At 65.1% G+C, this 24,288-nt stretch carries 19 protein-coding genes; 13 read left to right on the top strand and 6 right to left on the bottom strand.

The window, feature by feature from the left end; all coding sequences use genetic code 11:
- Positions 1-48 precede the first annotated feature (48 nt).
- On the bottom strand, positions 49-1,266 hold the full coding sequence (locus AC6A67_RS08205) for an acyl-CoA dehydrogenase family protein (protein WP_498036062.1): 1,218 nt from the start codon (positions 1,264-1,266) through the stop codon (positions 49-51).
- 90 nt (positions 1,267-1,356) lie between these two features.
- A complete protein-coding gene (locus AC6A67_RS08200; RefSeq protein WP_498036061.1) occupies positions 1,357-2,904 on the bottom strand; it encodes an acyl-CoA synthetase in 1,548 nt (515 codons plus the stop codon).
- A 700-nt stretch (positions 2,905-3,604) separates the two neighbouring features.
- Here AC6A67_RS08200 and AC6A67_RS08195 point away from each other — a divergent pair.
- Positions 3,605-5,887: a TonB-dependent hemoglobin/transferrin/lactoferrin family receptor gene (locus AC6A67_RS08195; RefSeq protein WP_498036060.1), complete on the top strand. Its 2,283-nt coding sequence runs from the start codon at positions 3,605-3,607 to the stop codon at positions 5,885-5,887.
- A 338-nt stretch (positions 5,888-6,225) separates the two neighbouring features.
- On the opposite strand, the gene AC6A67_RS08190 is transcribed toward AC6A67_RS08195, so the two are convergent.
- Positions 6,226-6,903 (bottom strand): TetR/AcrR family transcriptional regulator, encoded by a 678-nt coding sequence (locus AC6A67_RS08190; RefSeq protein ID WP_498036059.1) that lies wholly within the window; start codon positions 6,901-6,903, stop codon positions 6,226-6,228.
- Positions 6,904-7,123: 220 nt separating this feature from the next.
- Between AC6A67_RS08190 and budC the strand changes: the two genes are divergently transcribed.
- From budC to AC6A67_RS08175, 3 genes are all read left to right on the top strand, one after another.
- Positions 7,124-7,936, top strand: coding sequence for a meso-2,3-butanediol dehydrogenase (gene budC, locus AC6A67_RS08185; RefSeq protein WP_498036058.1), 813 nt, complete (start codon positions 7,124-7,126; stop codon positions 7,934-7,936).
- A gap of 135 nt (positions 7,937-8,071) precedes the next feature.
- On the top strand, positions 8,072-9,292 hold the full coding sequence (locus AC6A67_RS08180) for an LLM class flavin-dependent oxidoreductase (protein WP_498036057.1): 1,221 nt from the start codon (positions 8,072-8,074) through the stop codon (positions 9,290-9,292).
- Between the two features lie 316 nt (positions 9,293-9,608).
- Positions 9,609-9,830: a cysteine rich repeat-containing protein gene (locus AC6A67_RS08175; RefSeq protein WP_498036056.1), complete on the top strand. Its 222-nt coding sequence runs from the start codon at positions 9,609-9,611 to the stop codon at positions 9,828-9,830.
- Positions 9,831-9,936: 106 nt separating this feature from the next.
- Here the strand turns inward: AC6A67_RS08175 and AC6A67_RS08170 are convergent, their stop codons facing one another.
- Positions 9,937-10,521, bottom strand: coding sequence for an MgtC/SapB family protein (locus AC6A67_RS08170; RefSeq protein WP_498036055.1), 585 nt, complete (start codon positions 10,519-10,521; stop codon positions 9,937-9,939).
- Positions 10,522-10,857: 336 nt separating this feature from the next.
- Between AC6A67_RS08170 and AC6A67_RS08165 the strand changes: the two genes are divergently transcribed.
- The 9 genes from AC6A67_RS08165 to AC6A67_RS08125 all read left to right on the top strand — a co-directional run bounded on the left by AC6A67_RS08165 (position 10,858) and on the right by AC6A67_RS08125 (position 20,960).
- A complete protein-coding gene (locus AC6A67_RS08165) occupies positions 10,858-11,517 on the top strand; it encodes a nitroreductase (RefSeq protein WP_498036054.1) in 660 nt (219 codons plus the stop codon).
- Positions 11,518-13,196: 1,679 nt separating this feature from the next.
- Positions 13,197-13,475 carry a GNAT family N-acetyltransferase gene (locus AC6A67_RS08160; RefSeq protein ID WP_498036053.1) on the top strand — a complete coding sequence of 93 codons (279 nt, stop codon included), beginning with the start codon at positions 13,197-13,199 and terminating at the stop codon, positions 13,473-13,475.
- A gap of 129 nt (positions 13,476-13,604) precedes the next feature.
- The gene (locus AC6A67_RS08155) at positions 13,605-14,150 is read left to right on the top strand and encodes a YciE/YciF ferroxidase family protein (protein ID WP_498036052.1); all 546 of its coding nucleotides are present in this window, start codon (positions 13,605-13,607) and stop codon (positions 14,148-14,150) included.
- A gap of 184 nt (positions 14,151-14,334) precedes the next feature.
- A complete protein-coding gene (locus tag AC6A67_RS08150; RefSeq protein WP_498036051.1) occupies positions 14,335-15,567 on the top strand; it encodes an ABC transporter substrate-binding protein in 1,233 nt (410 codons plus the stop codon).
- A 286-nt stretch (positions 15,568-15,853) separates the two neighbouring features.
- Entirely contained in the window at positions 15,854-17,086 is a 1,233-nt protein-coding gene (locus AC6A67_RS08145; RefSeq protein WP_498036050.1) for an acetyl-CoA C-acetyltransferase, read from the top strand.
- A gap of 200 nt (positions 17,087-17,286) precedes the next feature.
- Complete coding sequence (locus AC6A67_RS08140; protein WP_498036049.1) at positions 17,287-18,183, top strand: acyl-CoA thioesterase; 897 nt, start codon at positions 17,287-17,289, stop codon at positions 18,181-18,183.
- 80 nt (positions 18,184-18,263) lie between these two features.
- The gene (locus AC6A67_RS08135; protein WP_498036048.1) at positions 18,264-18,869 is read left to right on the top strand and encodes a DUF4337 family protein; all 606 of its coding nucleotides are present in this window, start codon (positions 18,264-18,266) and stop codon (positions 18,867-18,869) included.
- Between the two features lie 457 nt (positions 18,870-19,326).
- Positions 19,327-19,596, top strand: a complete 270-nt coding sequence (locus AC6A67_RS08130) for a CsbD family protein (protein ID WP_498036047.1) — start codon at positions 19,327-19,329, stop codon at positions 19,594-19,596.
- Between the two features lie 590 nt (positions 19,597-20,186).
- Positions 20,187-20,960, top strand: a complete 774-nt coding sequence (locus tag AC6A67_RS08125) for a class II aldolase/adducin family protein (protein WP_498036046.1) — start codon at positions 20,187-20,189, stop codon at positions 20,958-20,960.
- Between the two features lie 143 nt (positions 20,961-21,103).
- On the opposite strand, the gene serA is transcribed toward AC6A67_RS08125, so the two are convergent.
- Both serA and AC6A67_RS08115 read right to left on the bottom strand, forming a co-directional pair.
- Positions 21,104-22,702, bottom strand: a complete 1,599-nt coding sequence (gene serA, locus AC6A67_RS08120; protein ID WP_498036045.1) for a phosphoglycerate dehydrogenase — start codon at positions 22,700-22,702, stop codon at positions 21,104-21,106.
- A gap of 237 nt (positions 22,703-22,939) precedes the next feature.
- Positions 22,940-24,109 carry a phosphoserine transaminase gene (locus tag AC6A67_RS08115; protein WP_498036044.1) on the bottom strand — a complete coding sequence of 390 codons (1,170 nt, stop codon included), beginning with the start codon at positions 24,107-24,109 and terminating at the stop codon, positions 22,940-22,942.
- Between the last annotated feature and the right edge of the window lie 179 nt (positions 24,110-24,288).

Genomic DNA, 24,288 nt, shown 5'->3' with positions numbered 1-24,288 from the left:
TTCCCCTGCATTGCGACGCGGACCGGCGCACCGGCCCGCATTGGTCTTTTACCGGTTGTTGTATTCAGCGATCTTCAGCTTGCCGAGCTGCGACATGTGCACGGCGTCCGGGCCGTCGGCGATGCGCAGATAACGGTTGAGCGTGAAGAAGCGGGCCAGCGGCGTGTCGCCGCTCACGCCCATACCGCCATGGGCCTGGATAGCGCGGTCGAGCACGGTCTGGGCCATTTGCGGCGCGACGATTTTGATGGCGGCGATCAGATCCTTCGCCACCTTGTTGCCGTAGCGGTCCATGGCGTCGGCGGCTTTCAGCGTCAGCAGCCGCGCCATCTCGATCTCGCAGTAAGACTTGGCCACATCCTGGCGGATGGCGCTCTGGTCTGACAGCTTCTTGCCGAAAGCGACGCGACTGTCGACACGCTTCGCCATGATCTCAAGCCCGCGCTGCGCCTGACCGATGGAGCGCATGCAATGGTGGATGCGGCCGGGGCCAAGCCGGCCCTGGGCGATTTCAAAGCCGCGCCCTTCGCCTAGGATCAGGTTTTCAGCCGGCACGCGCACATTGTCGAAGCGCAGCTCGGCCTCGCCGCCCGGCGAGTTCCACGAGCCAAACACCGTGGTGTGACGCACGATGGTGATGCCCGAGGTTTTGGGCGGCACGATGATCTGCGAATGCTGGGCGTGACGCGGGGCGTTGAAGTCGGTCTTGCCCATGACGATGAACAGCTCGCAGCGCGGATGATAGGCGCCGGAGATCCACCATTTACGGCCATTGAGCACGTACTCATCACCGTCGCGGGTGATCGACAGCTCCAGATTGGTGGCGTCGGACGAGGCGACCTGCGGCTCGGTCATCACATAGGCCGAGCGGATCTTGCCGTCGAGCAGCGGCTGGAGCCAGCGTTCCTGCTGCGCGGGCGTGCCGAATTTGGCCAGCACTTCCATATTGCCAGTGTCTGGCGCCGAGCAGTTGAACACCTGCGACGACCACGGCACGCGGCCCATGATCTCGGCCAGCGGCGCATATTCCAGATTGGTCAGGCCAGGGCTGAAATGACCATATTCATGCGGCAGGAACAGGTTCCACAGGCCTTCCGCCTTCGCCTTCGCCTTGAGATCTTCAAGACCGGGGAACTCTTTCCACAGATTGGCCGGATCACCGTTCCACGCATAAAACGCCTCCTCATTCGGATAGATGTGGGCGTCCATGAACGCTTCCACCCTGGCGATCAGTTCCTTGGTCTTTTGTGAATGCTCAAAGTGCACGGGCGTCTCCCCCTGATGGCGTTATGGCGGCCGCAAGCGTCGCCCCCAGGGCCATAGCCCGGGGGCGGTCGCGCGCTGCGTGTGGCGTGGTCAGATCGCCCGCTCGTGTCCGGCCCAGAAGGGCTCACGCAGCTTGCGCTTGAAGATCTTGCCCGAATCCTCGCGCGGCAGGCTGTCGGCGAAGTCGATGCGCTTCGGCACCTTGTAACCCGTCAGGGTCTGGCGCAGGGCGGCGCGCAGGCTGTCGGCGCTGACGTCATGGCCCGGCGTCGGCTGCACCACCGCCATGACGCTCTCGCCGAATTCTTCATCAGGCACGCCGAACACCGCCGCGTCGGTCACGCCAGGCAGCTTCAGCAATTCGGCCTCGATCTCCGCCGGATAGATATTGGCGCCGCCAGAGATGATCATGTCGTTCTTGCGGTCGCACAGATACAGGAAGCCGTCGGCGTCGAAATAACCAATGTCGCCAGGCGACACGAGGCCAAAGCGGTCCATGGCGGCGCGCTTCTCCGGCGCGTTCTGATAGGTGAAATGCGAACCGCCCACTGGCCCGCCGATCACTTCGCCGACGCCGCCGGGCGGCAGGTCGTTCCCGTGCTCGTCGATCACCCGGACATTGACGCCAGGCATCACCCGGCCCACGGAGCCGGGGTGTTTCAGCCATTCCTCTGACGACAGATTGGTGACGTTGCCCATCTCGGTCGAGCCGTAATACTCGTTGATGATCGGGCCCCACCACTCAATCATGGCGCGCTTGACCTCCGGCGGGCATGGCGCGGCGGCGTGGGTGACATATTCCAGGGATGACAGGTCATATTTGCGCTTCACCTCATCGGGCAGCTGCAGCAGCCGCTTCAACATGATCGGCACCATGTTGAGGTGGGTGATGCGCTCCTGCTCGATCAGCTGCAGCAGGCCCTCCGGATCGAAGCGCGGCGTGACGACGACATTGGCGCCCATGCGGATCGAAAAGGCCGAATGGGCGTTGGGAGCGGCGTGATACACCGGACCGATGACCGCCGTGGTGATGGCGTCCATCGGCCGACGGCCCTGCAGGTGATCGGTGTAGCCATAAGACCAGCCGAGCATGGCGGTGGTGGCCGCGACCTGATCCGCGTCGGGCTGCGGACGGCGCACGCCCTTGGGCCGCCCCGTGGTGCCCGAGGTGTAGATGATCGAGCTGGGCGCGACTTCCGGCTCGCGGGCCAACGGCGTGGAGGCGTCGAGCAACGCGCGCCAGACCAGCGCGCCAGCCGGCGGCGGTGGCGGCGTGAGGCCATAGGCGGCGCTGATCTCCGGCGGCGTCTCCACCACCACCACCTTGACCCCGGCCGGGATGACGCTGGCGATGGGGCCGAGCAGATCGGCGTGGATCAGCAGCACATTCACGGCGCTGTCGGTGAGCAGATAGGCCGCCTCGTCCGGCGTATAGTGCCAGTTCACCGGGATCGAATAGGCGCCGAGCATGCCGACGCCGAACACCGCCTCGAAATAGGCGAGGTCGTTGCGCAGATACAGCGCCACGCCGTCGCCCTTGCGCACGCCCAATTGCTCCAGCGCCCCGGCGGCGCGCAGGGCGCGCGCCATGAACTCATCGCCGCCAAGCGTGCGATCGCCGCTCTTGATCCAGCCCATCTGTCCGTCTCCGCCCATGTTCTGGCGCCGATGTCTGGCGCTGTTTTTTACGCTCTTGTCTGGCGCGCCTTATATGACGCCCTTTATCTGGCCCTTTATCCGGCCACTTTGCCGACACCCTGTGCCCGACGCCCCTCTGTGGGGGCTTGCCGCCAGGACGGCGCAGCATGCGCCATCAGGACATGGCGACGCCAGACCAGCTCTGGCCTGCAGACCAGTCTAGTTTATCCAGCTGGATAATGCGTGGCGGGGCAATGGCAAGTCAAGCTCGACAGGACGCTGTTCACGCCGCGCGCGCCAGGGAATCAGCGCCCTGCCCTGTGGACATTAAATTCTGGCGAACCGGCGGCAGCGTGAGCGGCGACAGGAGCAGCATGGGGCCCTTGGCTGGCGCTGCAAGGACCTGTGCCCAACCCTGACGCAAGCCGTCCGCCCTGGCGCTTTTTCTGGAATGACTCTCGACATCATTGGATTGTGTTGCAGACCCAACGCCCTGGCTACACTGGAATTCATCCAATGTCTGTAGTTTGAAATTAGTATAAATTAATAGTTATATCAATCAGTTCAAACACAATTGACTCTGAAATGTGACTTGCCTAAGTCCAAATGCACAAAACGTGGCGTCAGCCAGCTTTCAATCATTCTAAACATGTCCATACTGCCTGCGCGGCCGGACATTTTCCAGTTGTGGACCCCACACATGCCTCGTCATCTGACCTGGCTGCGCTATGGCGTGGCTATTGGAACCCTTGTGGCGGCCGCCGTCCCGGCCATGGCGCAGACGGCCCAGCCCCCGACCCAGGCCCCTGCCCAGCGTCCGGCGCAGCCGGCCCAGAGCGTTGGGGTCCCGTCCCAGGGCGAGCAGGTGTCGCTCGACACGATCGCCGTGCAGGGCGCGCCGGTCACTGACGTGCTGACCGCAGGCCCCACCACCACCACCATCACCCGCCAGGAGCTGGATCAGGCCCAGGTGGACTCGATCGCCGGCATCGGCAATCGCCTTGAGGCTGGCATCGGCTTCAACCGCAACAATGGCAGCATCAATATCCGTGGCCTCGAAGGCGCGCGCGTGCTGACCACGGTCGACGGCATCCGCCAGAGCTATATCACCGACAGCCGCATCGATCGCGGCTCGACGGCGGCGTTTGACTTCAACGCTCTCAACAATCTCGACCTGCTGCGCGGCAATAGCGGCGGCGCCACTTTGGGTTCGGGCTCGCTGGGCGGCGCCCTCGCCGTGCGCACGCTCGACCCCAAGGACCTGATCCGCAACGACAGGAACTTCGGCTTCCTTGCCAAGGGCGGCTATGACAGTACCGATTACGTCTGGTTTGGCAGCGGCGCCGCCGCCGCCCGCGCCGGCGACACCTATGTGTTGCTGCAGGGTTCGCTGCGCGACGGCCGCCAGACCCAGAACATGGGCGATGATCCGACCATTGGCGCCAGGCGCACGGAACCGAACCCGGCCCGCTTCACCCAGGTCGGCTTCCTCGGCAAGATCCATCACTATGTAAATGAGGTGCACCGTTTCGGCGTCACCGGCGAATACTTCCGCCGCGAAGACCGCTTCCGCACCCTGACCAACGCCGTGTCGCTGACCGGCAATTATCGCCCGGGCAATCACACCACGGGTGATGATGTCGAACGCAGGCGCGTGTCGCTGACCTATGATTACAAGCAGCCAGGCGGCTTCCTTGATGAGGCCAGCGCCAATCTGTATTGGCAGCAGACCACCCGCAACGCGCTGCTGTTCGCCCGCCGCTTCACCTCGGTCGCCGGTCCCTATGGCCGCGACAATGAGATTGACGAGACCGCCTGGGGTTTCAACGGCCATGTGATGAAGTCATTCCAGACCGGCGCCGTAACCCATAAGCTGCTGGCCGGCACGGAATTGCGCGCCACCGAGCTGAAGCAGTATTCGGCCGGCGTCGACAATTGCCGCAAGCCATATACCGGCGCCTTCAGCGCCTGTAACAATCTGCACTCCAACCAGTCGGACATGCCGCGCATCGAGGGTCGCATGGTCGGCCTGTACATCCAGGACGAGATCGGCGCCTTCGACAATCGCCTGCGCATCACGCCAGGCGTGCGCTTCGACTGGTATGAGGAGAAGCCGCAGGACACCCCGAGCTACAGCATCAGCTCGTCCTACACCGGCCTGCCGAAGTCATCGTTGGACAACGCCTGGTCGCCGCGCATTCGCGTCGAATATGATGTGCTGCGCGACGCGCCAGTGGTGAAGAACGTCACCCTGTTCGCCCAGTGGTCCAAGGGCTTCCGTGCGCCGACCCCAGGTGAACTCTACGGTAAGTTCGGCGCTGTCGGCACCTATCTGCGCACCGGCAACCCGGACCTGCGCGCCGAGACCAGCAATGGCGTCGATGTCGGCGTGAAGTTTGGCGACAAGACCTTTGGCGGCGGCGTCACCTATTTCAACACCAACTACCGCAACTTCATCGAGCAGCGGCAGATCGAAGCCCCGAGCCGGCTGTATCCGCAGGGCGGCGTCACCAGCTACGAGAACGTCGCCAAGGCCCAGATCCAGGGCGTGGAAGCCAACGCCTACTGGAACTTCGCCCAGTACTGGACGGCGCGTGGCTCGTTCTCGTGGATGCGCGGCGTCAACAAGGACACCGACACCTTCCTGAACTCGATCCCGCCGCTGCAGGCCATTGTCGCCCTCGCCTACAATACCGAGGTCTGGGGCGCCGAGGGTTCGGCCAAATTTGCCGCCGCCCGCAATGACGTCGCCGCGCTCACCGGCACGAACGCTGGCTTCCAGGCGCCTGGCTACGCCATCTTCAACGCCAGCGTCTGGTGGCGCCCGGTCAAGGATCTTGAGCTGCAGGTCGGCGTCTACAACATCTTCGACCGCCGTTACTTCGACGCCGTGTCCGTGCCCACCGGCGTGCTTGCTCAGGCCCGCAACTATTATTCGGAACCTGGCCGCACCATCAAGGCGTCGCTCAAGTATCAGTTCTGAGAGAGCCAGGTGGCGGCATAGCCACGGCGCCGCCGCGCGCAACAGGCGATATTTGGCCCAAACGCGTGACCTGCGTCCTCCGGGGGGAGGGGCGGCAGGCGCGGCGCCAGGGGCGGGCAGTCGTCCCTGCCATGCCTGGATTAGACTATCCGGATGAGGCGTGTGGCGCGGGCAAGCACGTCGCACGCATCATACCAGGATGCGAAGATGCTGACGCATCCGCATCCTGACATGCCCAGGCGCCACATGGGCATAACCAGAAAACCCCGCGACATCAGGCGTCGCGGGGTTTTCTCTTGGCGGTACGCCGGAACCGGGGCGTCGCAGCGGCTGGCGGCTCAGGCCGGCAGCGGCGGCAGCATTGCGTTGAGGAAGCGCTCATAATCGGCGCGGGTCATGGCCAGCGCCTCATGGATGACGGCGCGGTCGGCGTTGAACATGAGTTCGATGGCGAAGCCGCGCATCGCGGCGATGATCGCCCGGGTGCGAATCCGCAACTGGTCGGGATTGGCGATGCCCGCCTCCAGCGCCATGCGCTGCACGTCGGCGTCCATCACCCGCTCAACATTTTCCGACACCGCCTTGAGGTGATCGGCGAGGCCATCTTCCCAGCGGGCGGCCAGTAAAATTTCGTTCAGCGCCAGCGCGGCGGGCTCACGCTGCGTCGCCTCGATGACGTTGCAGAACTGGCGCAAGCGCTCCACCGGCGAGTCAAACTGGTCGAAGCGTTCGCGGCAATCCACAATCGACTGCGCCATGGCGTGATCGGCGGCGGCGGCCATCATGTGCACGCGGGTCGGAAACTGGTGCAGCAGTGAGCCGCGGCTGACGCTGGCGATTTCCGAAACGGCCTGGGTGGTTGTCGCGGCGTAACCGACAGAGTTCAGGCAATCGACCACGCCCTGCAACAGGCGCAGGCGGGTGTTGCGGCCACGCCCGGTCAACGATCGACCGGTGAGCGTGCGGGCGCTGGCGCCGTTCAGACGCGCCTGGAGATCGAGTCCCCTCTCAAACATGTCGTTTCCCCTGGGTCTACCCTCTGTGCGCCTGGCGTTATCCCAGGCTTCACTTATGTCGTTTGGGCGCCAGTTTAGCCGCAGCCCCGCTGCGACCACAAGTCATTGACAATGATCACGTTCGAATTAATCAACATTGACTATTAAAAACCGCCCATCTAGCTTTTCTGTAGCTTAAAGACGCGCGCAATCTGTGACAGCGTCGGGGCGGGAGGAAAACGTGCTGAACTTTGAAGGAAAGGTCGCCGTCATCACTGGCGCGGCCTCAGGCATTGGCGCGGCCACCGCGTCCAGATTTGCTGCCGCGGGCGCGCGCCTGTGCCTGATTGATCTTGACGCCGCGGCGCTCGCCGCCCATGCGACGGCGCTGGCGCTGCCGGCGGACGACCTCGTCACCGCCAGCTGCGACGTCAGCGACCGCGACGCCCTGGCGGCGGCGATCGACAACGCCGCCGGTCGCTTCGGCCGCATCGACATCCTCGTCAATAATGCCGGCAAAGGATCGTTCGGGCGCGCCGACCAGGTGACGCCAGACGCCTGGCGCGAGGTATTCGCCATCAATATGGACGCGGTGTTCTACGCGGTGCGGGCGGCGTTGCCGCATCTGGTCGCCAGCCGGGGCTGCATCGTCAACACCGCCTCCATTTCAGGCCTGCGCGGCGACCATGGTTTTGGCGCCTATAACGCGGCCAAGGCGGCGGTGATCAATTACACCCGCACGCTGGCGCTCGATCATGGCCCGCAGGGAGTGCGCGCCAATTGCGTCTGCCCGGGGCTGGTCGCGACCACGCTCGCCGCCGCCCTGTGGGGCAATCCGGAGGTGATGAGCGTCTATGAGCAGGTGACGCCGCTGGGGCGTCCCGCCCAGCCCGATGAGATCGCCGACGCCATCGTGTTCCTCGCCTCGTCCATGGCCACATACATCACTGGCGCGGCGCTGGTGGTGGATGGCGGCCTGACGGCGGCGACCGGCCAGCCCAATTTCAATCGCCTGCTGGGCCATATGCTTGAGCAGCCGGCGACGCAGGCCTGATCGTCGGCGCCCAGCGCGACGTCTCCATGGCCCACAACCGCACTTCTGCTGCCCACAACGCCCAGAGGCCATCGTGGGCAGCGGCACAACAGGGCGAACGCCCATGGCGCAAAGCGCCGAACAGGAGGAAAACCCATGACGCTGCCAGCCCGCATGCGCTTTGGCGCATTCATCGCGCCCTTTCATCCGCCGGATGAAAACCCCACGCTTTGCCTCGAGCGCGACATCGAACTGGTGCAATGGCTCGACCGCCTCGGCTATGAAGAGGCGTGGATCGGCGAGCATCATTCAGCCGGCTATGAACTGATCGCCAGCCCCGAGCTGTTCATCGCCACCCTGGCCGAGCGCACCAGACATATCCGGCTCGGCACCGGCGTCTCCTCGCTGAGCTATCACCATCCGCTGATGCTGGCGGACCGCATCAATCAGCTCGACCACATCACCCGTGGCCGCGTGATGTTTGGCGTCGGCCCCGGTGCCCTGCCCTCCGACGCTTACATGATGGGCATTGAGGTGGCGAAGCAGCGCGACATGATGGACCAGGCGCTCGACGTGCTGGTTCCCTTGCTGCGCGGCGAGACGGTGAGCGCCAGCGCCGACTGGTTCACATTGCAGGAGGCGCGCCTGCAAATGACGCCCTATTCGCGGCCGTCAGTGGAGATCGCGGTGGCCAGCCAGGTGTCGCCGACCGGCGCCCGCGCCGCGGGCCGCCACGGCGCCTCGATCCTGTCGCTGGGCGCCACCAACGCCGGCGGCTTCAACGCCCTCGCCTCCAACTGGTCGATCGCTGAACAGGTGGCGGCGGAGAACGGAACCGCCATGGACCGCGCCGGCTGGCGCCTCGTTGGTCCGATGCATATCGCCGAAACCCGGGAACAGGCGCGCGAGAATGTGCGCTTCGGGCTGGAGAAATGGCTGTTCTATTTCCGCGAGGTGGCGGCGCTGCCGATCTCCGCCGAGCAGGGCATTGATCCGGTCGACGCCATGATCAACACCGGCCTCGCCGTCATTGGCACGCCAGATGACGCCATCGCCCAGATCGAGCGGCTGGCGCAGCAATCTGGCGGCTTCGGCGCCTATCTGCATCTGGCGCACAATTGGGCCAATTGGGACAACACCAAGAAGTCCTATGAGCTGTTCGCCCGCTACGTCGCGCCCAAGTTCCAGCACCTCAACGTCAACCGCGAGGCCTCCATGCAATGGGCGCGCGACAACCACGCCGCCTTCCTCGGGCAGCAGGTGATGGCGGTGGGGGCGCGCGTGGCCCAGCACATCGCTGAGAAGGGGGCGGACAACATCAGCCCCGAAATCCTCGCCGCCATGGGCATGACCGACCAGGGCAAAGCGGCGCAGTGATCGGATGAGGCGCGCCGTTAGCCGGCGCGCCTGGCCACACGACCGGGCGTGAAGGCCTGCCAGACATCACCGTCAGGAACGGACGACAGACCTATCCGCGAGGCGCAACAGGCAAGCGTAACTGCCATGAATATGGGTGATATGCCGTTGCGCAAATGGCTAGGCTAGCGAACAGGGCGCCGCGCTGCCGGCGGATAAGCCGCCACGCCAGATCGCGCCCACAACAGCAATCGCGGGATTGACCGGCCTGTGGCCGGATCAGTCTCTTGCCGGCCAGGCATGGGGCGCAGCCCTGCGCCTGGCCATGGAGGATGTCATGCTCAGGTCCACTGCCGTCGCCCTTACCCTGGCCACCCTGTTCGCCGCAGCCCCGGCGCTCGCCAGCCAGGGCGATCTGGCCAAATATTGCAAGGCCGACATTGACCGGCTGTGCAAGGGCATTGAGCCCGGCGGCGGCAAGCTGCTGAAGTGCCTCAAGAGCCACAGCAAGGACATGACCGTGGGCTGCGCCCAGGCGCTGCAGAAGCTGAAGGGCTGACACAGGATGGCAGGCCGCGGCGGCTGATGCCTCCGCGACCTGACATGCTCAGTCGCTGCACGGGCTTGACCCAAACCTGATGAGCTATGCGCATCGGGTTCTGGCGTCAGGGCGCAGACGCGCGCCGACCGGCCAGCCTCTCCACCGAATGGTCAATCAGCAGCAGCACCAAAGCGAGGCCGACGCCGATCGCCACCAGGTGCAGATCGCCAAGACCGGCGGTGCAGCCAAGCGCCGCCGTCACCCATACGGCCGCCGCGGTGGTGAGCCCCGATGGCCCGGCGGAAGGGGCGGGCTTCTGGCGGGCTTCTGGCTTGCTATTTGCGCCATCCGGCGTCTCATCCTCCCTGCGGTCCGCATCCCCATTTGACCCACCTGCTGCGCTGCTGGGACCGGAAACCGCAGGCGCCGGCTCCTGCTCGGCCTTGCGGTTGACCACCGTAATCACCCCGGCGCCGAGAAAGCCGACGCCTGTCAGCACGCCCTGGATGACGCGACTGGCTTCATCCGCTTCATGGGTAGCGGAGAACATGGCGGCGGCGGTGGCCGTCCCCAGCCCGACGAGGCCGAAGGTGCGAATGCCGGCGGCGCTCTGCTTCAGCGTGCGCTCCCAGCCCACCACAATGCCCGCCGCCATGCCGCACAGCAGCCGCGCCGCCACATCAAGATCACCGAGCCATTGCTCCCACATGACGTCCTCCCCTGCTGACCCACGCGTCATCGGGTCGATGCGCCACGCCAGCTGTCGCGCGCGCTCCCGGGTTCCGGGCAAGCCACGCGCCTCAGCGTGGAGAAGCCCGGAAAGGCCAGCGCTGTTCCGCGGCAGTATGGAAACAGGCTTGCACAAAATGCGGCTGGCGGCGTGTTGCCGCTTGAGTTCGGGGCCGCAGGCCGGCGATATACGCCCACGCACGCTGGCGCTCCGCCCGCACCGTGTCATGACGCCGCCTGGCGCGGTCGTGGCGCGGCGCCATAACGGTGGATCATGGCCAGCGGGGGATGAAACAGTTTACCAGGGATCGAACTCATGCAGGTTTCTGAAGCGGTCAAGCGCCGCATGTCTGTCCGGGCTTTCCGTCCGGATCCGGTGCCCGCCGATGTGGTGCGCGGCCTGATTGAGGACGCGGCGCGGTCGCCGAGCGGCGGCAATGTGCAGCCGTGGAATATTCACGCCCTCACCGGCGCGCCGCTGGCTGAACTGCTCGACATCGTCAGCAAGGAAGGCCCGGACGCCGCCCCAGGCTATCAGATCTATCCCGACAATCTGTGGGAGCCCCACCGCACCCGCCGCTTCCAGATCGGCGAGATGATGTACAGCACGCTCGGCATTCCGCGCGAGGACAAGGCGGGTCGCCTGACCCAGCTCGCCCGCAACGCCCAGCTGTTCGGCGCGCCTGTCGGCATTTTCTGCTTCGTCGACCGTCGCATGGGCTCGCCGCAGTGGTCCGACCTCGGCATGTATCTGCAGACGCTGATGCTGCTGGCGGTGGAGCGTGGCCTCGACACCTGCGCCCAGGAATATTGGGCGATGTACGCGCAGAAGGTCGAGCGCTTCTTCAATGTGCCGGAAGAGCAGATGCTGTTCTGCGCCATCGCGCTTGGCCACCGGGATGAGACGGCGGCGATCAACAGCCTGCACGCGCCGCGCGCGCCCTTCGATGAATGGGCCTCGCTGCGCGGCTTCTGAGCGAGACCTTACGCGCGGCCGCCAGGGTGACGGCTCCCGTTTCGGCCCGGTCAAACGGGCCGGAACATCGTAGGACGACGGCGGCCATCGCAGTGAGACGATGGCACGACCGCCTGCGGCCTGGTTGTCTGCCGCCAAAAGTCCGCGCCGCCACTGGGTCGCCAATCGGCGCTCCGGCTCAACCAGCCAGCGCCGCCGCCGACCCGCCGGGGCAGCGCCAACCAGTGCACGTATAATTTATGCTTATAATAGCAAGCATGAATACCCTATCATTTTTCAATTATCCTGATAATATGCGCATATGGCGATACGATATGACTGTATTCTGTAACGCACGAAGACGTTTGCTTCCTGGATGATGATCTCCGCAGCATGGCTGCAGATGGCTGCGGCAGGCTGAACGATGTGATGGGCGTTGCGCTGCTGCGAACCATACAATTGCTGTCAGACTGACGCACAACGACAAGCCGGGCAGCCACGTGTGCGCCCGGCGGGCCAGAGAAGCCGCCAACGACCCTACGTCGACGCCCCCCGCAGAAGCGACGTCCCCATATCCATGGCATAGATTATTGACCAAGGCCCGCATAGGACTCCCCTTGTGCAAGGAAAGTTCAAATGGACATTGGCATACCAGCAATCACCGCCGGCCTGATCTTGATATTCATTACGGCGGCTGGACTGATCATCACTATATCAGGCGAGCACCACGGACTGTATTGAACCCCGCCCATCCAGGCGTCGCTCGTTCAGGCGCTTTTCTGAAGCACGATGCCCCCTGCGCACCTGCAGCGGCAGGCAGCGCATCTTACGTCCTCTTGCCTGCATGACTTCTTGCCTGCAAGCCTTCCTGCCAGCGATTCCTCCTGGTAGCGTGACTTTCTTGCGGCGCCGCTGGGAAATATCAGATGCGCTGGCGCGGCCGGGCGTTGCAGCGCGGCTTGCAGCGACCCGCCCGAGACGCCTGGTGAATATGCTGTGGCGCTGCGCCAGGCTGGTCCGCAGCTGGCTCTGCTCACCACGGCGCGACTGCTGACATTGCGAGCTACGATCCACGCAGCATCAACTGGTCGCCTCGGGTGGCTCGCCTGACCTGTCGCCATGCCCGTCCGGCAGTTGTGGGACGAACGTCAGGCCATCGCACTTCCGCTCCCTGCCAGCCACCATGCCTCGGCCCAAAGCCCATACGCGTGAGCGCCTGGCGTCAGCAGCCGGGACTTTCAGGGTCGCGGTTACGACGCTATCACCAGCGTCGCATGGCTGCTCCGGCCGCTGTGGCCGCTGTGGCAGCGGCATGAGGGATGAGCCTCCAGTTTCGCGCTGGATCACAGGCTCGCTGCGACTGTCGCAGGCGCTTTCACGTCCACGCGCCCCCGGCCTCCGCAGTCATGCGCCTGTCAACGGCGCGCCAGGGATGATCGACCAGCGAGAAAGTGATCGTCCTCACCAGCGCCCTGAGGCGGTGTAGCGTGTTCCGATTACTCAGGATCGGCTCATGCTTCCCATCTCCATGCATGGAGCGCATTCTGATCGATCAGAGGTGTCCGTTTGAACGGAAGGCGCTCCAGCATTCTGAACCGGGAGCCCATGGGTGATCTGAGCTTCCGCAACGCCAGTGTCTTCACGGCTGCATCGACCAGCTGGCGCCGCCAGTTGCGGCGCCCATAAGAGAGGCCTGCCCCATGTCGCGCATCATCATCAACAACGCCAGCGCCAGTCGCTTCGAAATGCAGACGGAGTGGGGCCTGGCGCGGCTCGACTATCACGACACGCTTGACGCCATCAGTCTCGACCACACCGAGATTCCCGAAGGCGCCCAGGGCAAGGGCGTGGCCAGCGCCTTTGTGCTGGGCGTGCTGGACCAGGTGCGCGCCGAAGGCCGCAAGATCATTCCCCGCTGCAGCTTTGTTCAACGCATCCTGAAGCAGCGCCCGGAATATGCCGACCTGATCCTCGCCTGACGCGTGAGCGATGGCCCTGGCGTATGGCAGGCGGCGATGCCCACGAATTTGCGGCGCGCCAGCCCATGGAACGGGTCACCGCCTCATGCGTTCTTCCACAACAATTGACGTCGTTGATGGGAGCAAGCCATGAAAACACTGTCTGACATCTTCGTGCATACACTGCAGGACGTCTATTACGCCGAAAATGCCATCACCAAGGCCCTGCCCAAAATGGCCAAGGCGGTGAGCAACGCTCATTTGCAGAGCGCGTTTAACGATCACCTCGCCGAAACCCGTCAGCAGATCACCAAGCTCGACGCCGTATTCAAGGCGCTCGGTGAGAAGCCCAAGGCCGAGAAGTGCGACGCCATTGAGGGTCTGATCAAGGAAAGCGAGGGCCTGATGGAAGAGGCCAGCGGCGCGGCGCTCGACGCCGGTCTGCTCGCCTGCGCCCAGGCCGTCGAGCATTATGAGATCGCCCGCTATGGCTCGCTGCGCGAATGGGCGCGGACCCTCGGCCATGATGAGGCCCACACCCTGCTCTCCGAGATCCTCGATCAGGAAAAGGCCGCCAATAACAAATTGACCGGCCTCGCGGTCAATGAGGTCAATGGCAAAGGCACGGTCGCCAGCAAAGCCGCTGGCAACAGCACCGGCGCCGAGCCCAAGGCGAAAAAGGCGGCGAGCAAGTAAGCGGCGGCGGTCCCGGAATGACGTTGCGCGGCCAGGCGACGCCTTGCCTGGCCGCTGCGATCTTGCCAAAACCTTCAATCACCAGATCGTCATCACGGTAAAACAGGGCTGGGAAGCGACATCACCTCACCATAACATGAGTTATCCTGCCGTAGAGCGGGGATAATTGGTGAGAGGAAACCCCATGGCCTTACCGATAAACCGGCGGCATGTGCTCGCCGGCCTTGCCGTTACGCTTGGCGCGCCGCAGCTGTTGCTGTCCACGTCTGGAAATCTGCGCGCGGCGACGAAGCGTTATGACCAGGGCGCCAGCGATGCCGAGATCAAGCTCGGCCAGACCATGCCCTATAGCGGGCCGGCCTCTTACGTCGGCATCGTCGGCCGCACCCAAGGCGCCTATTTCCGCATGATCAACGAGCAGGGCGGCGTCAATGGCCGCAAGATCACGCTGATCTCGCTCGACGACGCCTATAATCCGGCCAAGACCGTCGAGGCGACGCGCCGGCTGGTCGAGGGCGACGGCGTGCTGGCCACTGTCTCGTCGAACGGCACGGTCACCCAGGCCGCCGTGCAGAAATATCTCAACGGCAAGGGCATCCCGCAATTGATGATTGGCTCTGGCTCGTCGCGCTGGAGCGATCCGAAGAACTTCCCGTGGTCGACCGGGGCGCTGTCGCTTTACGTAACTGAAGGCCAGATCTTCGGGCGCTGGTTATTGCGTAACCGGCCCGACGCAAAAGTCGGCGTGCTGGCGCAGAATGATGATCTGGGCCGCGACTTCATCCGCGGCCTGCGCGACAGCCTCGGCGACAGGGCCAGGACCATGATCATCTCCGAGCAAATGTATGACCTGACCGAGCCGACCGTCGACAGCCAGATCGTCACGCTGGCCCGCTCCGGTGCCGATGTGTTTTTCAACGTCACCACCGGCAAATTCGTCACCCAGTCGATCCGCAAGGTGAAGGAGCTGAACTGGCCCGCCCTGCACTATCTGATGAGCGCTTCGGCCACCCGCATGCTGCTGGAGGGCGCCGGGCTCCAAAACGCCAAAGGGCTGATGACCGTGCAGAGCGTCAAGCATGTCGCCAGCCCCAAATGGAAAAACGACCCGGATGTACAGGCCTATGAGGCGTTCCGCGCCAAATATTCGCCTGATACGCCAGCTGATGACGACGTCGGCTTCTACGCCTATTCCAGCGCCGTGATCATGAAGCAGATTCTCGAGGCCTGCGGCGATGAGCTGACGCGGGCCAATGTGCTCAAACACGCCACCAATCTGAAGGGCAAGCCAAGCCCAATCCTGCTGCCTGGCATCACCCTGAATATCTCGCCTGAGGATTATGCCCCGGTGACGAAGTTCTACATGGGGACCTTCGACGGTCATGACTGGCAGCTGTCGAAAGATCTGGTGAACTGAGCGATCAACGCCCGCAGCGTCCCGGCGCTATGGGCCCGGAGAGCGCATTTCGCAGGTTTCGCCTGCGCCTCCGGTCGCTCGCGCCGCCAGGGGATCAAGCCCTGCAAATTGTGCTGCGGTGGGCGCGCACTGTCGCCTATTGGCGCGACTGCAACCGCCATACTATACAAGGGGGCCGGCATCGTCGGCCCCTGTTCAACGCCCTGGGCTGGCGGCCCCTCCGTCGTCGCCCTGCGGGAAACAAGCGTGCGCCCACGCGCCGGCGCGCCGCAATGGAAACGACAAGATGAGCACCAAAACCTCGGGCCTGCGTCGCGCCGCCATCGTCTCGCCAATCCGCACCGCCGTCGGCAAATTCCAGGGCAGCCTGTCCAGCTTCGCCGCCGGCGAGCTTGGCGCCGTGATCATCAAGGAGCTGGTTGAGCGCACGAAGATCGACCCGGAGCGCATCGACGACGTGGTGTTCGCCCAGGGCTATGGCAATGGAGAGGCGCCGTGCATCGCCCGCTGGTCGCTGCTCGCCGCCGGCCTGCCGATCTCGATCCCTGGCTACCAGCTCGACCGCCGCTGCGGCTCGGGCCTGCAGGCCATCATCGACGCCTCCATGCTGATCCAGACCGGCGTGGCTGACGTTGTCGTCGCCGGCGGCGTCGAGAGCATGAGCAATGTCGAATATTACTCCACCGACATGCGCAACGGCGCGCGCGCCGGCTCGGTGACCATGCATGACCGCCTCGCCCGTGGCCGCGTCATGAGCCAGCCGATCAGCCGCTTCGGCGTCATCACCGGCATGATTGAGACCGCCGACAATCTCGCCCGCGATTACGACATCTCCCGCGAGGCCTGCGACGCATACGCTGCGCGCAGCCACCAGCGCGCCGCCGCCGCCTGGGCTGACGGCAAGTTCGATGAGGAGCTGGTCAAGGTCGCCGTGCCGCAGCGCAAGGGCGATCCGATCATCTTCGCCCTGGACGAAGGCATCCGCGCCAACGCCACGCCGGAGAGCCTCGCCCAGCTGCGCGCCATCGAAAAGGGCGGCGTCACCACCGCCGGCAACGCCAGCCAGCAGAACGACGCCGCCGCCGCCTGCCTTGTGGTCGCCGAGGACAAGCTGGAAGAACTGGGTCTGGAGCCGATGGGCTGGCTGGTCGGCTGGGCCGCCGCTGGCTGCGAGCCGTCGCGCATGGGCATCGGCCCGGTGCCGGCGGTTGAGCGGCTGTTCGCCCGCTCGGGCATCAGCTGGAACGACATCGACCTGGTGGAGCTCAACGAAGCCTTCGCCGCCCAGGTGCTGGCCGTTCTCAAGGGCTGGGGCTGGTCGGACAATGACAGCCGCCATGACATCCTCAACGTCAATGGTTCGGGCATTTCGCTCGGCCATCCCATCGGCGCCACCGGCGGCCGCATCCTCGCCAATCTGATGCATGAGCTGAAGCGTCGCGACGGCCGCTATGGCCTCGAAACCATGTGCATCGGCGGCGGCCAGGGCATCGCCGCGGTGTTCGAACGCGCCGTCTGACCTAAGGCCGCGCGGGTGCTGACGCATCCGCGGCCTCAGGCGCAGGTCCGTGCACGCCGGGCGCGTTGGCGACAACGCCCGCTTCCGGCGGCGGACCCTGCGCCGCATCAGGGCGACAGGCGCCGCCTGTGACGGGCGGCGTCATTTTTTTGCGCGGCGTGGATGACGCCCAATCAAGCGTTTAGGTGGAAACTGTCCCGATGACGGCAAACTGGATCAGCGGCAATCGCAACGGCGTCAACGCCTGGGAGTGCGACGAGAACAATCATCTGAACGTGCGCTTCTACATGACGCGGCTCAGCGTCAGCATGGGCTTTGTGGCGGCGGCGCTTGAGGTCGCGCCAGGGCATCTGCTGCGCCCCCTCACCCACCACATCCGCTACCGCCGTGAGTTGCACACCGGCGACATGGCCGAGTTTCGCAGCCGCGTGGTCGAGGTGCGTGAGGCCAGCGTGGTGCTGCACCACGAATTGCACTGCGGCGGCCACATCGCCACCAGCTTCATCAGCATCGACCAGCAGACCGACGCCGCCACCGGCGCCGCCGTGCCGTGGACGGCGCGTCAGCGCGAGCTGATGGCGCAATATGCCGGCGACATCCCCGAGAGCGATCGCCCGCGCAGCGTCGCTTTCGAAGAAACCCGCCGCCCGCTCACCCTGGCCGAGGCGCGGGCGCGCGGTCTCGTCGAGATCTATCGCGGCATGGTGCAGCCGTGGGACTGCGACGTCACCGGGCGTCTGGCCAATGAGCAGGTGATGGGCCGGTTCTCTGACGGCGTCGGCAATCTGTTCGCCCACATGAAGCTGGATGTGGCTGATCTGCTGGCCAGCGGGCGCGGCAGCGTGGTGATCGAAAATCGTCTGACCTATGGCGAAATGCCTGGGCCTGGCGAACTGATCATCTCGCACAGCCAGGTGGTGGAGTTCCTCGGCAAGACCATGCGCTTCGCCCATAGCGCCTTCAACGCTCGCACCGGCGCGCGCATCGCCGCCTCCGAGGTGATCGTCGCCATCCTCGATCACGCCGCGCGCCGCGCCGTCGCTCTGTCAGACGACGAACGGGCGCGCGTTGAAGCCTGCCTGACGCCGCTCGACTGAGCTCAGGTCGCAACCGCATGTTCCGGCGCGCGCAGAGCACGCAAGCCTGTGGGCGCCGTTCTACCGATGGAGACAGGGCCATGGCCCGGCTGGCGGAAGAAACCACCGAGGAATTTCGCACTGAAGCCGAGGCGCTGCACAGCGCCGGCGAGGCGCAGGCCCGGCCACACCCGCTCGACGACCCGGCGGTGACGCGCGTCTCGGTGACCATCGCCATCCTCGCCGTGGTCGGCGTTATCCTCGGCTCGCTGGAATCCATGGAGAGCGGCGCCGCCTCGCGGGCCAGCGCCGACGCCCTGATCTATCAGAACCGCGGCGCCGACGCCTGGGGGGCGCTCGACGCCCGCATGGTCCGCGCCGCCCTCGACCAGACGCCGGGCAAAGCCGGCGACGCTGCGCCAGCAACCCCCGCTTTGCCGCCAGCCGCGCGCTACGGCGGGCAGGATGACGCAGGCTTGACCCGCTTCGCCCAGCAACAGGAAGCGCTGTCGCTGGTCCGGCTTGAAGAGGTCGCGACACGCGATCGCCGCCATCACATCCTGACCTGGGCGGTGATGCTGGTGCAGATCGCCATCGCCATCGCCACGCTGTCGATCATCGCAAGGCCCCGGCGCTGGCCCTGGCTCACGGGTGTCGGGCTGGGCGCTGTCGGCGCGCTGGTGGGCGTCGCCGCCTTCCTGCTGTGATCGCAGTCACGGTTTGGCGCGCGCTCCGACCAACGGGATCGCTTGACCGATCACATTTCGCTCGTCGCAAGGATAAAGTGGCTCATGGGTGAAGAGGCTCATGGGTGAAGAGGCGCATGAGCCGATGCTGGGAGCGGGGCCAACGCCAATCGGGCGCCCGTCAAGTTTTCTTGTACCCGAGCCCCAGTTTTTTTGGCGCCAGCGGTGAACCATTCCGGCTGGCCAACGTTATGTCTATTGAGGAAGCAAACGGCGTCGGTCGCAGCCCCCCCTTTGGCGACCGCTTGTGGTGGCGTTGCCCCCCATAGCCCCCACAGACACGTCGCGCCTCGAGCGTGTGCCGTCCAGACTGGCGCTCCCCCCAGCCCGGTCTGGACGGCCGCTCACGACCCCCGCAGATAGCAGGGCGACAGCCAGCCGGCGACGGCGCGGAAGGCTGTTCGCCGGGAGAAGCAAGATGGACACTGATCGCATTAAGGGCGCTGGCAATGAGATGCTTGGCAAGGCCCGGCAGGCTGTCGGCGACCTCACCAATGACAGCCGCCTGCAAGGTCAGGGTGTCGTCGACGAAGCCGTTGGCGCGGCGCAGCGCACCTTTGGCCAGGCCAAGGACGCCGCACGCGAAGGCGGCGAGATGGTTGTGCGCCAGGCGCGTAGCAATCCGCTTGGCACGCTGCTCGCCGTCGGCGCTGTCGGCTTTGTGCTCGGCATGCTGACCCGCAAATGATCGCCCACAAGTGATCGCCAGCAAGTAATCAGCGAGAAACCGCAGGTAATCAGCAAGTTACCTGCGTGATTTGCGACAGAGTTTTTGGCCGCGCCACGGCGCGGCCCGTGACGGCCTCACGCGCCATGCGGCGGGTGAGGATGACCTCCTGGAAGACCCAACTTGGGGCGGGCTGGCGACAGCCCGCCCCTTTTTTATGACCGCCGCCTGGCGCATGCCTCATGGTGCATGCCTCCTGGCGCATGCCTCATGGCGCCGGCCTCATAACGCCTGACTATTGGCGCATGGCTTACGGCGGATAACGAGGCGAGAAGCAGACATTGGCTGCAGCCCCTACCCCAAAAAATTGTTGTCACAGCTGCTCTGTGGATGCCGCCCCGCAAGGCGCGCATGGCCGCGCCGTGGCGGCTGTGATTGCCAGCCGCCTCGCTTTACGGGCACACTGTGGGCAACGGCGCGCGAGGCGTGCGACGGTTCTGGCCTTTCAGCATCGTCGCCCTGTCGCAAAGCAGCGCCGCAACGATAATCACGCAGTGTCGCCAGACCGGCGCCGTCAAGGCGCGCCATGGCTGGCGTCAGGGAGAAACGCCATGAGCCACGCAACCGACGTCGTCAGCCTCGACGCCATGAGCGAGGCCGAGCGCCAGACGCGCATTGATCTCGCCGCCGCTTATCGTCTTGTCGCCATGTATGGCTGGGACGACATGATCTTCACCCATCTGTCGGCGCGCGTGCCGGGGCCGGAGCATCACTTCCTCATCAACCCCTACGGCTGGTTCTTTGACGAGATCACCGCCTCCAGCCTGGTGAAGATTGACCTTGCCGGTAACCCGGTCGGCGAGACGCCGCACAAGGTGAACCCCGCCGGTTTCACCATCCATTCTGCGGTGCATGAAGTGCGCGAGGACGCCATGTGCGTCATGCATCTGCACACGCTGGATGGCACGGCGGTGGCGTCGACCTCGCACGGCCTGCAGCCGCTCAACCAGACGGCGCAGCTCATCGCCAATGATCTCGCCTATCATGATTATGAGGGCGTCGCGCTCGACCTTGACGAGCGGCCGCGGCTGCAGCGTGACCTCGGCGACCGCAACCTGATGCTCCTTCGCAACCACGGCACGCTGACCTGTGGCAAGACCGTCGCCACTGCCTTCATGCGCATGTATTACCTGGAGCGGGCCTGCTCCATGCAGGTGCGCACCTTCGCCATGGGCGGCGCCATCTATCCAACCGAAGACGATGTTATCGAAAAGAACGGCGAAATCGGCTCGTCACCCAATGGCCTGATGAAAGTCGCCGACCGGCTGGCCTGGCCGGCGCTGCTGCGCAAGCTCGACCGGGTCAATCCCGGCTATCGCGACTGACGCCAGGATGCACGGATGCGGGCGCATCCGCATCCGGAATTGCTCAGGCGCCCTTCTGCGCATACGCAAAAAAGCCGGGGCGAGCCCGGCTTTTTCTCAATCTGTCCGCAGACTTCGGGATGCTGACGCATCCGCCATCCGCATCAGGCAAAGCGCAGCGGCTTCACCTGCTTCACGCCAGGGATGGCGGTCACGGCGTCGATGACGTTGGCCGGGACCTCGCCATCGACCTCAACCAGCGCGATGGCCGAGCCGCCAGGGGCGTCGCGGCCCAGCGCGAAGGTGGCGATATTGACGCCAGCCTCGCCGAGGATCGAGGCGAACTTGCCGACGAAGCCCGGCTTGTCCTCATTCGACACATAGAGCATCGACGGCGCCAGCTCGGCGTCGACCTTGATCTCCTTGATGGCGACGATACGCGGGCGACCGCCGGCGAACACCGTGCCAGATACGGCGCGGGTCTGCGCTTCGGTGGTCACCGACAGGGTGATCAGCGCGTCAAACTCGCCTTCCGCCTCGCGGATGGTCTCCTCGATGACGATGCCGCGCTCGCGCGCCACCGACGGGGCCGAGACGACGTTGACGTCCTGCAGCATCGGCCGCAGCAGGCCGGCGATGGCCGAGGCGGTGAGCGCCTTGACCTTGAGGCCCGCCACCGAGCCCTCATAGGTGATGTTGACGCTCTTCAGGCCGGTCTCGGTGAGCTGGCCGGCGAAGGAGCCGAGCTTCTCGGCCAGCTCGATGAACGGCTTCAGCTTCGGCGCTTCCTCGGCGGTGATCGACGGGAAGTTGACGGCGTTCTGGATGGCGCCGCGCAGCAGATAATCCGACATCTGCTCGGCGACCTGCAGGGCGACATTCTCCTGGGCCTCGGTGGTGGCGGCGCCGAGGTGCGGCGTGCATACCACATTGGGGTGGCCGAACAGCACATTGTCCTTGGCCGGCTCCTCGACGAACACGTCGAAGGCGGCGCCAGCCACATGGCCGCTGTCGAGCGCGGCGCGCAGGGCGACCTCGTCAACCAGACCGCCGCGGGCGCAATTGATGATGCGCACGCCGGGCTTGGTGGCGGCGAGGCTTTCAGCCGACAGGATATTGCGGGTCTTGTCTGTCAGCGGCGTGTGCAGCGTGATGAAATCGGCGCGGCGCAGCAGCTCGTCCAGCTCCACCTTCTCGACGCCCAGATCCAGCGCCCGCTCTGGCGACAGGAAGGGGTCGAAGGCGATGACCTTCATGCGCAGGCCGACGCCGCGCTCGGCGACAATGCCGCCGATATTGCCGCAGCCGATCACGCCCAGCGTCTTGCCGGTGATCTCGACGCCCATGAAGCGGTTCTTCTCCCATTTGCCAGCCTGGGTGGAGGCGTCGGCGGCGGGAATCTCGCGGGCCAGCGCGAACATTAGCGCGATGGCGTGTTCGGCAGTGGTGATGGAATTGCCGAACGGCGTGTTCATCACAATGACGCCGCGCGAGGAGGCGGCCGGGATGTCGACATTGTCGACGCCGATGCCGGCGCGGCCAATCACCTTGAGGTTGGCGGCGTTGGCCAGGATGGCGCTGGTGACCTTGGTGGCTGAGCGGATGGCGAGGCCATCATAGTCGCCGATGATGGCGGCGAGTTTGTCCTTGTCCTTGCCAAGGTCCGGCTGGAAATCGACGTCGATGCCGCGATCACGGAAAATCTGCACGGCGGCGGGCGAAAGCGCGTCAGAAATCAGGACGCGGGGCGCTTTGGCGGTCATGGGAACACCTGTGGCGCAATCCGGGCCGGCGAACGGGCGGCGACCACGGCGCGCAGAAAATGAGATGGAAATGGACGGCGCTGCAGGCGCCGTCCCAATAGCCGTCAGGGGAGCAACCCCAAGAGACGCACACTTCGCGCCCTGGCCGGACAAGGCTGCCGGCTATAAAGGCGTTGGGCGCCCCGGCGTGCGCGCCAGGCCAGCTGAGGGCCAGGATGCGCGCACCCATTAGGGCGATCAGCCCAGCTTCGCCTTTTCTTCGGCGAAGGCCCAATCGAGCCAATGCGTCAGCGCTTGCACATCGCTGGTCTCGATGGTGGCGCCGCACCAGATGCGCAGGCCAGCCGGAGCATCGCGATACGAGCCGATGTCATAGGCCACGCCCTCGGCCTCGAGGCGCGCGGCGATGCCCTTGGCGACGGCGGCGCCAGCTTCCGGGCCTTTCGCCGCCACTTCGGCGTCGGAGATCACCAGGCAGACGCTGGTGTTGGAGCGGGTCTCCGGCTTCACCGCCAGATTGGCGATCCAGTCGCGGCTGTCGACCCAGTCGTTCAGCACCCTGGCGTTGGCGTCGGCGCGACCGATCAGACCGTCAAGACCGCCCACACTCTTCGCCCACTGCAGCGCGTCGATATAGTCTTCAACGCACAGCATCGAGGGGGTGTTGATGGTCTCGCCCTTGAAGATGCCTTCGGAAATCTTGCCCTTCGAGGTCAGGCGGAAAATCTTCGGCAGCGGCCAGGCCGGAGTGTAGCTTTCCAGCCGCTCCACGGCGCGCGGCGACAGGATCAGCATGCCATGCGCGCCCTCGCCGCCCAGCACCTTCTGCCAGGAGAAGGTGACGACGTCGAGCCTGGCGAAGTCCAGCGGCTGGGCGAAGGCGGCCGAGGTGGCGTCGCAAATGGTCAGGCCCTGGCGATCAGCCGGGATCCAGTCGGCATTGGCCACACGCACGCCGGAGGTGGTGCCGTTCCAGGTGAAGACCACGTCATGTTCGGCGGTGTTGACCTGGGCGAAATCGGGCAGCTCGCCATAAGGAGCGGTGAAAACGCGGGCGTCTTTCAGCTTGAGCTGCTTGACCACGTCGGTGACCCAGCCCTCGCCAAAGCTCTCCCAGGCCAGCATGTCGACCGGACAGGCGCCGAGCAACGACCACAGGGCCATTTCCACGGCGCCGGTGTCGGAGGCAGGCACGATGCCGATGCGGTAATCCGCCGGAACCTGCAGCACCTCACGGGTGAGGTCGATGGCGAGCTTCAGCTTGTCCTTGCCGACCTTGGCGCGATGCGAGCGGCCAACGGGGGTATCGGACAGGCCGTCGAGGCTCCAGCCAGGACGCTTGGCGCAAGGGCCAGACGAGAACTCCGGCCGCGCGGGCCGGACGGTGGGGGCAGTCGTCATATTCATCCATCCTTACAGATGAGCGCTTCCCGTTGGGGGGAAGTGTCCCGCCGATGGGCCTACGCCCCAAGATGGATGGGTGCAAGTACTTTCATACGCCGAAGCAAGGCTGCATGGCTGGATTGCAGAAATCTGGCAGGGGCCCGCATCGTCGCCCCCTCACCGGCTTGCAGATGTCGCCGAGA

The organism is Camelimonas sp. FR25 (assembly GCF_059740505.1).
This window is presented reverse-complemented; position numbering and strand designations above follow the sequence as displayed.